Origin of the sequence: Labrys sp. (in: a-proteobacteria) (genome assembly GCF_047605565.1) — a bacterium.
GTDB classification, from domain to species: Bacteria; Pseudomonadota; Alphaproteobacteria; order Rhizobiales; family Labraceae; genus Labrys; species Labrys neptuniae.
In genome coordinates this window covers 14493-26221 of the sequence record NZ_JASGFM010000039.1, presented here as the reverse complement: position 1 = coordinate 26221, position 11729 = coordinate 14493, and the positions used below count along the sequence as shown (strand labels likewise).

General features: G+C 64.8%; 11 protein-coding genes. 6 read left to right on the top strand and 5 right to left on the bottom strand.

Translation table 11 applies throughout. The features are described from left to right. Nucleotides 1-60: 60 nt before the first annotated feature. Both QM672_RS26075 and QM672_RS26070 read left to right on the top strand, forming a co-directional pair. Entirely contained in the window at nt 61-729 is a 669-nt protein-coding gene (locus QM672_RS26075; RefSeq protein WP_311935778.1) for a carbonic anhydrase, read from the top strand. A 276-nt stretch (nt 730-1005) separates the two neighbouring features. After that, nucleotides 1006-1278: a hypothetical protein gene (locus QM672_RS26070; RefSeq protein WP_311935782.1), complete on the top strand. Its 273-nt coding sequence runs from the start codon at nt 1006-1008 to the stop codon at nt 1276-1278. 23 nt (nt 1279-1301) lie between these two features. Here QM672_RS26070 and QM672_RS26065 read toward each other — a convergent pair whose 3' ends face one another. After that, nucleotides 1302-1736 (bottom strand): Lrp/AsnC family transcriptional regulator, encoded by a 435-nt coding sequence (locus tag QM672_RS26065; RefSeq protein ID WP_068298273.1) that lies wholly within the window; start codon nt 1734-1736, stop codon nt 1302-1304. 120 nt (nt 1737-1856) lie between these two features. On the opposite strand from QM672_RS26065, the gene QM672_RS26060 reads away from it, so the two are divergent. Next, on the top strand, nt 1857-2765 hold the full coding sequence (locus QM672_RS26060) for a DMT family transporter (protein WP_367625955.1): 909 nt from the start codon (nt 1857-1859) through the stop codon (nt 2763-2765). Here QM672_RS26060 and QM672_RS26055 read toward each other — a convergent pair. The 3 genes from QM672_RS26055 to QM672_RS26045 all read right to left on the bottom strand — a co-directional run bounded on the left by QM672_RS26055 (nt 2749) and on the right by QM672_RS26045 (nt 5060). Next, the gene (locus QM672_RS26055) at nt 2749-3612 is read right to left on the bottom strand and encodes an EamA family transporter (RefSeq protein WP_415086092.1); all 864 of its coding nucleotides are present in this window, start codon (nt 3610-3612) and stop codon (nt 2749-2751) included. The two genes, QM672_RS26060 and QM672_RS26055, sit on opposite strands and share 17 nt — an antisense overlap. A gap of 138 nt (nt 3613-3750) precedes the next feature. Next, entirely contained in the window at nt 3751-4434 is a 684-nt protein-coding gene (locus QM672_RS26050; RefSeq protein WP_311935795.1) for a lysophospholipid acyltransferase family protein, read from the bottom strand. A gap of 95 nt (nt 4435-4529) precedes the next feature. Further along, complete coding sequence (locus QM672_RS26045; protein WP_311935801.1) at nt 4530-5060, bottom strand: Lrp/AsnC family transcriptional regulator; 531 nt, start codon at nt 5058-5060, stop codon at nt 4530-4532. A 66-nt stretch (nt 5061-5126) separates the two neighbouring features. Between QM672_RS26045 and QM672_RS26040 the strand changes: the two genes are divergently transcribed. Beyond that, entirely contained in the window at nt 5127-5513 is a 387-nt protein-coding gene (locus tag QM672_RS26040) for a RidA family protein (protein WP_367625953.1), read from the top strand. A 168-nt stretch (nt 5514-5681) separates the two neighbouring features. Here the strand turns inward: QM672_RS26040 and QM672_RS26035 are convergent, their stop codons facing one another. Beyond that, the gene (locus tag QM672_RS26035) at nt 5682-7574 is read right to left on the bottom strand and encodes a M3 family oligoendopeptidase (protein WP_415086089.1); all 1893 of its coding nucleotides are present in this window, start codon (nt 7572-7574) and stop codon (nt 5682-5684) included. A gap of 376 nt (nt 7575-7950) precedes the next feature. Here QM672_RS26035 and QM672_RS26030 point away from each other — a divergent pair, with 376 nt between their 5' ends. Then, complete coding sequence (locus QM672_RS26030; protein WP_415086087.1) at nt 7951-9468, top strand: sigma-54-dependent transcriptional regulator; 1518 nt, start codon at nt 7951-7953, stop codon at nt 9466-9468. Nucleotides 9469-9633: 165 nt separating this feature from the next. Next, a complete protein-coding gene (locus tag QM672_RS26025) occupies nt 9634-11631 on the top strand; it encodes a L,D-transpeptidase family protein (RefSeq protein WP_415086085.1) in 1998 nt (665 codons plus the stop codon). Nucleotides 11632-11729 lie beyond the last annotated feature (98 nt).

Genomic DNA, 11729 nt, shown 5'->3' with positions numbered 1-11729 from the left:
CTCTTCTCGACCGTTGTCGTTTCAAGAGCGGACAGGATGTCCGCGCTCCGAGGAGATCCCATGTTCCCCGACAGTCTCATCGCCGGCTACAAGTCTTTCCTTGGTGATCGCTTCTCCCGGGAAAGCCAGCGCTACGAGACCTTGGGAACCACGGGGCAGAGCCCTGAAGTGCTCGTGATCGGCTGTTGTGATTCGCGGGTCTCGCCCGAAGTGATTTTCGACGCCGGGCCCGGCGAGCTGTTCGTGGTGCGCAACGTCGCCAATATCGTGCCGCCCTATGAAGCGGGCGGCCAGTTCCACGGCACCAGCGCCGCGCTGGAATTTGCGGTCGAGGCGCTCAAGGTCAAGCATATCGTGATCATGGGCCATGCCAGCTGCGGCGGCATCCGCTCCTTCGCCGAGAAGCGGGCGCCGCTGTCCTCCGGGGATTTCATCGGCAAATGGATGTCGATCATCGCCCCGGCGGTGGATACGCTCGAGGATCCCGGCGAGACGCCGTCCGAAGACTACATCACCCGCCTCGCTCTGGCCGCCGTGGAACAGAGCCTTGCCAATCTGATGACCTTCGGCAGCGTGCGCCGCCGCGTCGATGCCGGCGAATTGCAGCTCCACGGCGCCTATTTCGGCATCGCTTCCGGCCATCTCCTGGTCCGCGATCCCGAAACCCGCCGCTTCGAGGCAGTGGTCGCCGACATCGGTACGCCGCCCTCCCTGCTGCGCTGCGACTGAGGTGAGGACGTTGCAGGCGCGACGCCTGCGACCCCGGGATATTGCACCGCCTGTCTAAAGCAGGGCCGGTGTCCTTATATCCTGCTTACGCGTTATGCTCCAAATAATACACAATATTTATTTGTGTAATGGGCATGCCATTTCATAAAATGCCTTCGATGTCAGCCCGCCGAACAATTGCGGCAGGGCAGGATAACGTCCTTATCTTTCCCTCGTCCGACCGAATGCTTTCGCGGGCCGGCGTAAGAACAAGGCATTTTCAGAACCGCTTCCGCCATGTCGCATTCAGTCCCGAAAAAACTGGACATCGTGTCCAGGGTAACCATTCACGTCTTTGCTGCCGAAGTCCTCTTCGCCGCCTTGCTGGCGGCCTGTGGATCGAAGGCTTTTGCGGCGACCTTCGCCGCGCTGCTCGCCCTGTTTGCCGTGCTGCAGGCGATGGCGGCGTTCGGGGCTCGTCGCCGGGCGCCATCCTCCTCGCTGACGGAATGGGACGGCATCGCCTGGCTGCTGCTGGTGGCGACGGGGGCCCTGCTGTTCCTGCGCTGATCTCGTCTCGGCGAAGCGCGCCCTCACAGCGGCGGCAGGCGGCGCTTTACCGGCTGCGACTTGACGATGGCGGTGTTGGTCTCGGCCTTGTCGATGAGGCGGTCGAGGATCTCGTCGAGCTGTTCGATCGAGCGCAGGTGCAGCCGGGCGACGAAGCAGTCGTCGCCGGTGACCTTGTCGCATTCGGAGAATTCCGGGATTTCCTCGATCAGCCTCTGCACCCGGGGCAATTGGCCGGGCAGGGGGCGGATGCGCACGATCGCCTGCAGCGTATAGCCGAGGGCCTGCGGATCGACGTCCACGGTGAAGGCGCGGATCACGCCGCGCTCCTCCAAGCGTCTGAGACGTTCCGAGGTCGAGGGGGAGGACAGGTTCACCCGGCCCGCCAGTTCCTTCAGCGAGATGCGGGCATTCTCGACCAGAATGTCGACGATGCGTTTGTCCACTTCATCAAGCATGATGCCAATCCACGATTTTTCCTTCGTGATTTAGGAGGATGTCATATCTTGCCTAATCCTATCCATATAAAACTGCACGGTGCCCGAATAGAATTCAGCCTCCTTTGTGAGGTGCATGCCATGGACAAGCTCCGCGGAACGGCCGAGATGACGGCGGCCATGATCATATCCGGCACGATCGGCTGGTTCGTCATCCTGTCCGGCCAGCCGGTCATCGACGTGGTGTTCTGGCGCTGCCTGTTCGGGGCGGGCACGCTCGCCTTGATCTGCCTGGGGCTCGGCCTTTTCAGGCGCGACGTCATCACGGTGCGGCAGATCGGCCTCGCCGTGGTCGGCGGCGTCGCCATCGTGGCGAACTGGCTCATGCTGTTTGCCGCCTATCCGCGCGCCTCGATCTCGATCGCCACCGCCGTCTACAACACCCAGCCCTTCATGCTGGTGGGTTTCGGCGTGCTGTTCTTTTCGGAGAAGTTGACGGCGTCAAAGCTGTTCTGGCTCGGCCTCGCCTTTGCCGGCATGCTCGGCATCGTGCAGGCCAAAAGCGGGGCTGCGGGGACCGATTATCTGGTCGGCATCGGCCTGGCGCTCGGCGCCGCCTTCTTCTATGCCATCGCCGCTCTGGTCGCCAAGAAGCTCAAGGGCGTGCCGCCGCACCTGATCGCGTTGATCCAGGTGATCGTGGGCACCCTGATGCTGGCCCCGCTCGCCAGCCTATCCCATCCACCCGTCGGCGAACAGACCTGGGCCATCCTGGGCACGCTCGGCATCGTCCATACCGGACTGATGTATATCCTGCTCTACGGCGCCATCCAGAAGCTGCCGACCAGCCTCACCGGCGCGCTCTCCTTCATCTATCCGGTGGTGGCGATCCTGGTCGACCTCGTCGCCTTCGGCCACCGCCTGGACTGGCTGCAGATGGTTGGTGCCGGCGCCATCCTGGTCGCGGCGGCCGGCATGACGCTCGGCTGGTCGCCCTTGCGCCGGAACGAGGCAGCGGTGCCGGGGACGCCGGCTAGCCCCCGATCCTGAGCAGGAGGACGCCGAGAAGGGCGGTGGCGATGCCGAACCATTGCAGCGCCGACAGCCTTTCGCCGCGCAGCACCACGCCGAGGGCGGCGGTGACAGCGCCGGACAGCGTGCTCAGCACGGTGACCACCGCGACGGCCCCGGTGAGCGCGCCCAGGGCCAGCGTGCCGAAGCCGCACAGGCTGAGCAGGCCGATCGCGGTGATGAGGAGCCAGAGCGATGAAGGCGGTGGCTGGAACTCTGCCGGCCGCACCGCGAGCATGCCGGCAAGACAGATCAGATTGGTGGCATAGAGCAGCCACAGCGTCGCCGTGGTGCCGAGCCCGGGCAGCGCCAGGTGTCCCTGCAGCCAGAAGCCGATACCGAAGAACAGAGCCGCCGCCAGTGCTAGGCGCAGAGAAGTCCTCGAACCCGCCGAGGCGCTGTCGTCATCCGGCGCGTAGACCGTGCAGGGTACCCCGATGAAACAGAGCGCCAGGCCCGCCAGGGCCCACCAGCCCAGTATCTCGCCGGTTGCCAGTGACAGCAAGGTGGTGATCACACCATAGGTAGCGGTGAGGGGGGCGACCAGGGCGGCCTTGCCGCGAGCCAGGGCGGACAGCAGGGCCAGCATGCCCAGGAAATTGCAGAGGGCGGCGGCAAGGCCCCACAGCCAGGCCTCCGACGGGGCCGACGCCGTCTGGCCGCGGATGCCAGGCAGGACCAGGACCAGCAGCGACAGGCCGGCAAAGCCGATGGCCTGGCTGAAGAACAGGGACTGGCGCACCCCGAGCGCCCGCGCCGCCGCGCCGCCGAGGAAATCCGTGCCGCCCCAGCACAGGGCTGCCGCCAGGCCGAGAAGAATTGCCATGTTTGCGTCCGCTGTTCGGCCGTGGAAGGAACGTACTTCTTTGAGGCTTCGTCCCTCTTAGCTGCAGCCCTTGCCTCCTCGGAACGCAGAGCCATGCCAAAGCGCGGCAATATCCAGCCAAAACGCGCAAGGGCGCCGTCAGCTCCCGGAACGCAGCCGCCGATGGGCTTCGGCGTGCAGGTCGTCGAGCCCCATGGTGATGCGATGGCTGACCGCGTCGATCTCTGCTGCGTCGGCATCGCTGGCTACGGTGAGGGCCTCCGACCACAATACACAGCCGCGCCCGAAGGGCAGGACCAGGCTGGCCTTGTCCCAGTTGTCGAGGTCTATGCGGGCGCTGGTCACCGCCGCGAACAGGAAGATCGGCCGTCCGGTCGCCCGCGCCAGCTGCACCGCGCCCTTGCCGGCGACACGCGCGACCTTGGGCACGTCGGCCGTCATCAGCACATTGGTGCCGGTTTCCAGCGCCTGGCGCATCGCCAGGAAGGCGGGGATGCCGCATTTGCCCCGGATCTTGGCCCGGGTCTGGGTGCCCGAGCCGCGGATGGTGCCGTAGCCGGCCCGCGCCAGTGCCGTGGCGATCACCGAGCCGTCGAAATGCAGCGAGACCAGCACGCTGGTGCGCGGTGCCCCGCGCAGGGCTGCGACGCTCAGCATTTGCTGGCCATGCCAGGTCAGTGCGATGAAGGAACCGTCCGTCCTCTCCCAGGGCCGCTGCTCGCCCGGCAGAGGGGCGAAGCGCGTGGTGCGCATCACGCCACTGATATAGGCATGCAGCCCATAGCCGGCTGCCCTGGCAGCCCATTGCTTCCTGCGGATCATCGTCCAGCTCCCGAATGCGGGCGCAACCTAGGGTGAGCGGATTGCACGGGCATTGCGGGCAGGCGGACGCCGCCCAGGAGAGCCGGATATTGAACTTAATCCCGCGGCAGCGGGATTTCCGGCCAATCCTCGGTGGCCAGGGGCTGGATTGCCCGTTCCAGATAGGTGGAGAGCACCACATAGCTCTTGGTGCCCCTGACGCCCGGCAGGACATAGAGCTGGGAGAGGAAATGCTCCATGGCCCGCGCGTGTCGGGTGCGGACCTTCATGACCACGCCGGTATCGCCGGCTACCGAATGCATCTCTTCCACCTCGGGAAAGCGGCGCAGTGTCATCATGCGTTCGCTCTTGCCCCAGCCCTCGGTGTCGACATGCACGAAGGCGAGGAAGGGCTTGCCGATGGCCTGGGCGTCGAGAACGGCCGTCGTACCCTTGAGCACGCCGGATTCGCGCAGCCGCTTGACGCGTTCATGCACGGCCGGAGCGGAAAGTCCCACATTCTGGCCGATCTCGGCATAGGTCTGGCGCGCATCCGCGCTCAGCGCACTTAAGATCTTTCGGTCGAAATCGTCGAGGATACGGTCTGGCCTTTCATTCGGCTGAAGATCCTTCGTTTTTGATTTCATTCGGCAAAAATCACTTTTTATCGAAGATTTTTCTGCTCAGAATAGCCCAACCAAGGAGCTCTGATCATGCAGATGATAGTGCGAAATCCTGCTGAAGGCATCTATGAAGCGACACCGGACTACGTCCACGCCATGGAAGTGGTGAGGCCGCAGCGCCTGCTTTTCTTCAGCGGTACCATGGGCCTCGATCTGGCGGGGAGGGCGCCCGCCGGTCTGGCGGAGCAACTCGACTGCGTATGGTCCAATATCCGGCGCATCCTTGCCGAGGCCGGCATGGGCGTGGACAATCTGGTGCGCGTCACCAGCTATTTGCGCGATGCCGCCTATGTCGAAGCCAATCAGGCGGCGCGGCTCGAGGCTCTTGGCAGCCGCCGCATCCCGACCACGGCCATCGTGGTTGAAACGCTCGAACCGGGCTGGCTGGTGGAGCTGGAGGCGATTGCCGCGGGATGAGGATGGCCGCAGTCCGCAACACCCTCTCCCGGCCCGGGAGAGGGAGACTTCGGTGTTGCGATCAAGTCGGGGCTGGCATCGTCTCGCTCGGCACCAGTCATTGCCTCCCCCCGGCGGGGAGAGGAGAAGGGTGAGGCAGTAAAGCCGCTGCCTGCAGCGCTGTCAGCCTCACTCCATTCCTTCGAGCTCTATGATCATGCTCTCGATCAGGTTGAGGCCGATCTGCCAGAAGGCAGGATCGCGCGCGTCGAGGCCGAAGGGGGCGAGCAGTTCGGAATGATGCTTGGTGCCGCCGGCCGCCAGCATGGCGAGATAGCGTTCGGCAAAGCCGTCATGCGCCTTTTCGTAGACGGCATAGAGCGAATTCACCAGGCAGTCGCCGAAGGCGTAGGCATAGACGTAGAAGGGCGAGTGGATGAAGTGCGGGATGTAAGTCCAGAAGGTCTCGTAGCCCGGCCCGATCTTGATGGCCGGCCCGAGGCTTTCCTCTTGAACGGACAGCCAGATCTCGCCGAGGCGGTCGGCGGTCAACTCGCCCTGGCGGCGCTCGACATGTACCTTGCGCTCGAAGGAATAGAAGGCGATCTGGCGCACCACCGTGTTGATCATGTCCTCCACCTTGGCGGCGAGCATGGCCTTCTTCTGCGCCGGGCTGGCCGCCCCTGCCAGCAAGGCGCGGAAGGTCAGCATCTCGCCGAACACCGAGGCGGTCTCGGCCAGGGTCAGCGGCGTCGGCGCCATCAGCGCGCCGTTGTGGCCTGCCAGTACCTGGTGGACGCCGTGGCCGAGCTCATGGGCCAGCGTCATCACGTCGCGCGTCTTGCCCTGGTAGTTGAGCAGCACATAGGGATGGGCCGAAGGCACGGTCGGGTGGGCGAAGGCGCCGGGCGCCTTGCCGGGGCGGACGGGCGCATCGATCCAGTTCTCGTCGAAGAAGCGCTGGGCGATGCCGGCCATGCGCGGCGAGAAACCGGCATAGGCCTCCAGCACGGTGCCGCGCGCATCTTCCCACTTAATCGGCGTGCTCTCGACCTTGGGCAGCGGCGCATTGCGGTCCCAGTGGTTGAGCTGGTCGAGCCCGAACCACTTGGCCTTGAGGCGATAGTAGCGATGCGACAGGCGCGGATAGGCTTCCTGCACCGCCGAGACCAGCGCATCGACCACCTCGCGCTCGACCCGGTTCGACAGATGGCGCGAATCGGCGACATCCTCGAAGCCGCGCCAGCGGTCGGAGATCTCCTTGTCCTTGGCCAGCGTGTTGGTGATCAGGGTGAACAGCCTGAGATTATCCTTGAAGGTGCGGGCGAGGGCATGGGCCGCCTTCTCGCGCTTGGCCGGGGAGGGATCCTGCAGCAGGTTCAGGGTCGGCTCCAGCGTCAGTTCCTGACTGTCCTCCACCCGGAAACGCAGGCCCGAGATCGTTTCGTCGAACAGGCGGTTCCAGGCTCCGCGACCGGTGACCGACTTGTCGTGGAACAGTTGCTCGACGCGATCCTCGAGCTGATAGGGCTTCTCGATGCGGATGTCGTCGAGCCAGGGCTTCCAATGGGCGAGCGCCAAGTCTTCTTCGGTCTGCTGCTCGACCGCCTCGGCCAAGGCCGCATCGTCGATGCGGTTGAGCTCCAGCGTGAAGAACAGGAGGTGGGAGGAGGCGGTGGTCAGCTTGTCCTGCACGTCGCCATAGAATTTGGCGCGGACGGGATCGGTGGTGTCGCCGGCATAGACGAGGCCAGCGAAGGAGGCGATGCGCCCGAGCCTGTCCTCGAGGCCCTCATAGGTCTTGATGATGGTGGCGAGACGGCGGGCGCCCTCCTTGCCGGCCAGAATCTCGGCGAGCTTGCCCTTATGGGCCTCCTCGAAGGCAAGACAGTCGGCCAGGCCCCTGTCGAGATCGGCGGCAATCTCGGGCGAATCGATGCCCGGGTAGAGATCGGCGAGATTCCATTCAGGCAATCGGCCGAGTTCGCTGCCCTTCCGGTCGGCCCTGGTCTCCGGCGAATCAGCCTTGGATGCCTCGGATGAAGAGGAACCGGAGGATGCGGAAAAAGATTGGCCGGCCATGAAAACTCCTTGAGACCGCTTGGCACTACGATTGCGGTTATCGTTCGAACGGCATTCCTGAATGCCAGCCGGAGGCTGACACTCCGTGTTTGCAACAAAGCCGGGCCGGCGATACGGCCCCGTGATGATCCCACATATCGCCGTTCGCGGCCGCGGTTTCAACCATCTCAGCGGAATGTGACTTTGATGAAACGTCGTTAAGCAGTCCTTCACGCTTCTCCTCCTAGATGATCCGAAACGGCACACGGGGCGCTTCGCCCGGGTGAAATCGTGGCGCCTCTCCGGAGGGTGGCCTCGTGCTGGCGCGCGGCGATGCCGGGTTTCCGCAGGGATCGGCATCCGATCGCTGCGCCGGATGAAATGGGACGGGGGATTGATGGGCTCGACTGTTCTGATCGCCGACGACGATCCGGTGCAATGCCGGCTTCTCGAGGCCATGGTGAGGCGTTTTGGCTATCATGCCTGCCTTGTCGACAGTGGCGAAGCGGCGCTGCGTGAACTCGAAGGCGGCAAGATCGATCTTCTCGTCCTGGACCTGGTGATGCCTGATCTCGACGGCATGGGCGTGCTCGGCCGCATGCGGGCCCGCGGCCTGCAGGTTCCGGTGATCGTGCAGACGGCCCACGGCTCGATCGATGCCGTAATCTCGGCGATGAAGGCGGGTGCGGCCGATTTCGTGGTCAAGCCCGTGGGGGCGGAGCGTCTGCAGGCCTCGATCCGCAATGCTCTCAAGCACCGCGCGCTGGAACGCGAAGTGGCCGTGCTCGCCAAGCGCGTCACGGGTCAGCTCGGCCTCAAGGATCTGGTTGCCCGCGGTCCGGAGATGGAGCGGGTGGTGCGCCTGGCCGAGAAAGCGGCGGGGTCGACCATTCCCGTGCTGATCGAGGGCGAAGCGGGCACCGGCAAGCAGATGGTGGCGCAGGCGATCCATGGCGGCGGCGAACGCCGCGGCCGGCCGTTCGTGGCCGTCAATTGCGGCACCCTGCCGGAGGCCGAGGCCGAACGCATCCTGTTCGGCCAGGACAAGAACGCGGCCGGTGCCGTCGACAAGCAGGCCGGCAAGCTGGCGGAGGCCCATGGCGGCACGCTCTTTCTCGACAATGTCGGCGAATTGTCGCCCGTCCTGCAGGTCAAGCTGCTCGACGCGCTGCGCAGCGGCGAGATCGAACCGCTCGGCGCCCGGCGGGCTGTGCGTACGGATTTCCGCCTGATCTCCTCGACCAGCCGCAACCTGATCGATCTGGTCAAGGCGGGGCTGTTCCGCGAAGACCTCTATTATCGCCTCCATGTCTTCCCGATCATGCTGCCGGCGCTGCGGGTGCGGCGTGAGGATATCGCCGACCTTGCCTGGCATTTTCTCGCACGCTTCGGGGCCGAGGAAGGCAAGGCCGTACGCAGCATCAGCGCCGAGGCCCAGGCGCTGCTCACGGCCTATGACTGGCCCGGCAATGTGCGCCAACTCGAAAATGCGATGTATCGCGCGGTGATTCTCGCTGAAGGCGACGAGATCGGCGTGCCGGACCTGCCGCAGATCGCCGCCCGCGTGGATGGGTTCGACGTGCGCATCCCTTCTGCGCCGCTGCTGCCGCCCAAGCCGGTGCACATCGGTCCGGCCATGATCACCGGGACACCGCTGCGCGAGATCATCACGGTGCGCGAACCCCACACCATGACCATGCTCGATGCGCGAGGGGACGTCCGCACGCTGGAATCGCTGGAAACGGACATGCTGAAATTTGCCATCCGCCATCATCGCGGGCAGATGACCGAAGTCGCGCGCAAGCTCGGCATCGGACGATCCACGCTTTATCGCAAGCTCAAGGAACTTGGGCTTGACGAAGCGTCGATCGGCGTGAGAGCCGGAGAAACGGGCGAGTCTCACCAGGCGGCGTGAACGGTTATGTGATCGTTTGCACACCAGAATTTGTCTTGAATCTGGCATGGTACTTGTCACTATCGACACAATTGCAGGCGGCGTTGGGACATTGGGCGCCGGAGATTGAGGAATCTTATGAGTTACCGCGCTAATTTGTTGAGTTCGGTCGCTCTGGCTTTGAGCTTGAGCGCCATATTGCTCCCGGCCTATGCCCAAGACAGCGGTACGCCCACCAGCCATAAGCCCGATGCTGCCGCGCCGTCGGTTCCCGGCCTGAGTGCCGGCGAAAAGCAGAGCGCCTTCGCCCCGGCCGTGCCGCAGACCGCGCCGGCCGCCGCTTCGCCGCAGGAGCGGGTGAGCGTGCAGCATGTCAAGCCGGACGCCGCACCGGCTTCGACCGCGACCCTTGCGCCCGCGCCGGTCGGCCCCGTTCCGGTGCCGGCTCCCGTCGAAATGGCACCGAAGCCGGCCGAGACGGCCGTTGCCCCGGACACGCCGTCCTCGATCTCCGCAACGGCCCCCAAGGACGGGGCCACGCCGACGGGTTCCCAGTCCGTGGCTACCGCTTCGCCGGCCGGGCAGCCCGCCCCCAGCATGGCACCGACCCCGGAAATCCCCGCTGCCGTTCCGGCCGAGACGCAGGCACCCAAGGTCGAGCCCAAGGCTGAGCCCGTGCCGCCCGCTGAGGCCAGCACGCCTGCTCCCGCGCCATCGGTTGCTCCTGCCGCCGTCACCATGAATCTCGCCGCCAGGCTTGCCGATTACGTCGCCAAGCGTGGCGCCGACGCGCAGGCCATCAGCGATTTCTACGCGCTGCGCGGCGCGACGCCGCTCTGGATCGACAATGGTGCGCTCACGCCCGCGGCCAAGGCCTTGGTCGATCGCATGAACCGCGCAGGCGAGGATGGCCTTGACGCCTCGGCTTTCCGCGTTGCCGGGCTCAACGCCCTGAGCGGCGCGAGCGCCGATGCCCAGGCGGATGCCGAGATCGCGCTGAGCGCGGCTGTCCTTACCTATGTCCGCCAGGCTTCCTCGGGCCGGGTCGACACCCGGCAGATCAGCCGCGACATCGCCAAGGCTCCCAACATGCCCGACCCGGTGGCGGCGCTCGCTTCGGTGGCGATCGCCTCCGATCCTGTCACGGTGCTTGACGGCTACAATCCGGCCTCGCCGCAATACCTGGCGCTGAAGCAGAAGCTGGCCGACGTCAGGGCCGCCAATGCCGCCGCCGCCGAAGCCACTCTGCCGGAAGTTCCTGCCGGTCCCACGCTGAAGGTGGGCATGACGGACACCCGGGTTGCGGTGCTGCGCACGCGCCTCGGCCTGACGGCCAGCGATGCCGACAGCGATGTCTATGACGAGGCATTGCAGGCGGCGGTGCGCGACTTCCAGGCCACCCGCAATCTCAAGGCCAGCGGCACGCTTGGTCCAGCCACGGTGGTCGCCCTCAATGCGGCCCTGCGCCAGCCGCGCGTCAATACCGAGAGCGAGATCATCGCCAATATGGAGCGCTGGCGTTGGTTGCCCCATGACATGGGCCTGACCAATGTCTTCGTGAACGTGCCCGAGTACAAGGTCTGGTTCACCAAGGACGGCGTGCTGAGCTATGAGGCGCGGGTGGTGGTCGGCAAGGCCAATACGCCGACGCCGATCTTCTCCGATCAGATGAGCTTCGTGGTGGTCAATCCGTCCTGGAACGTACCGCAGTCGATCATCAAGAAGGAATATATGCCCAAGCTCGCCCAGGATCCCGGCTATCTCGAGCGCCGGGGCTATGAAGTGAGCTATGTCGGCGGCCAGATGCAGGTGCGCCAGCCGCCGGGTGAGCGCAATGCGCTCGGCTTCATCAAGTTCATGTTCCCGAACAATTTCTCGGTCTATCTGCACGACACGCCGCAGCGCAACCTGTTCTCGCGTGACGAACGGGCCTTCAGCCATGGCTGCGTGCGTGTGGATAACCCCTATAAATTTGCCGAGCTCGTGATGGGCAATGGCTGGACTGAGGACAGCGTCCGCGGCCTGCAGGGCGGGGAAGAGCAGCGCATTGATTTGGAGAGGAAAATTCCGGTCCACATCGCTTATTTCACCGCCTATGTGGACGGTGACGGCGAATTGCAGCGCCTCAACGACATCTACGGATATGACCGGAAGGTGATTTCGGCGCTTGGCCTTCCCGGCTGAAATCTGTTATGCAACGATTTACCATGTTTGGTAAGGGTTGGCGTTCGCCAACCCGCGTTCGTCTTTTTGCCACGTTTCCCAAGCAAAAGGCCACTCCC

Excerpts from the sequence above, each read along its gene's own strand:
- QM672_RS26075 (WP_311935778.1), top strand. The coding sequence starts at position 61 with ATGTTCCCCGACAGTCTCATCGCCGGCTACAAGTCTTTCCTTGGTGAT.
- QM672_RS26070 (WP_311935782.1), top strand. The coding sequence starts at position 1,006 with ATGTCGCATTCAGTCCCGAAAAAACTGGACATCGTGTCCAGGGTAACC.
- QM672_RS26065 (WP_068298273.1), bottom strand. The coding sequence starts at position 1,736 with ATGCTTGATGAAGTGGACAAACGCATCGTCGACATTCTGGTCGAGAAT.
- QM672_RS26060 (WP_367625955.1), top strand. The coding sequence starts at position 1,857 with ATGGACAAGCTCCGCGGAACGGCCGAGATGACGGCGGCCATGATCATA.
- QM672_RS26055 (WP_415086092.1), bottom strand. The coding sequence starts at position 3,612 with ATGGCAATTCTTCTCGGCCTGGCGGCAGCCCTGTGCTGGGGCGGCACG.
- QM672_RS26050 (WP_311935795.1), bottom strand. The coding sequence starts at position 4,434 with ATGATCCGCAGGAAGCAATGGGCTGCCAGGGCAGCCGGCTATGGGCTG.
- QM672_RS26045 (WP_311935801.1), bottom strand. The coding sequence starts at position 5,060 with ATGAAATCAAAAACGAAGGATCTTCAGCCGAATGAAAGGCCAGACCGT.
- QM672_RS26040 (WP_367625953.1), top strand. The coding sequence starts at position 5,127 with ATGCAGATGATAGTGCGAAATCCTGCTGAAGGCATCTATGAAGCGACA.
- QM672_RS26035 (WP_415086089.1), bottom strand. The coding sequence starts at position 7,574 with ATGGCCGGCCAATCTTTTTCCGCATCCTCCGGTTCCTCTTCATCCGAG.
- QM672_RS26030 (WP_415086087.1), top strand. The coding sequence starts at position 7,951 with ATGGGCTCGACTGTTCTGATCGCCGACGACGATCCGGTGCAATGCCGG.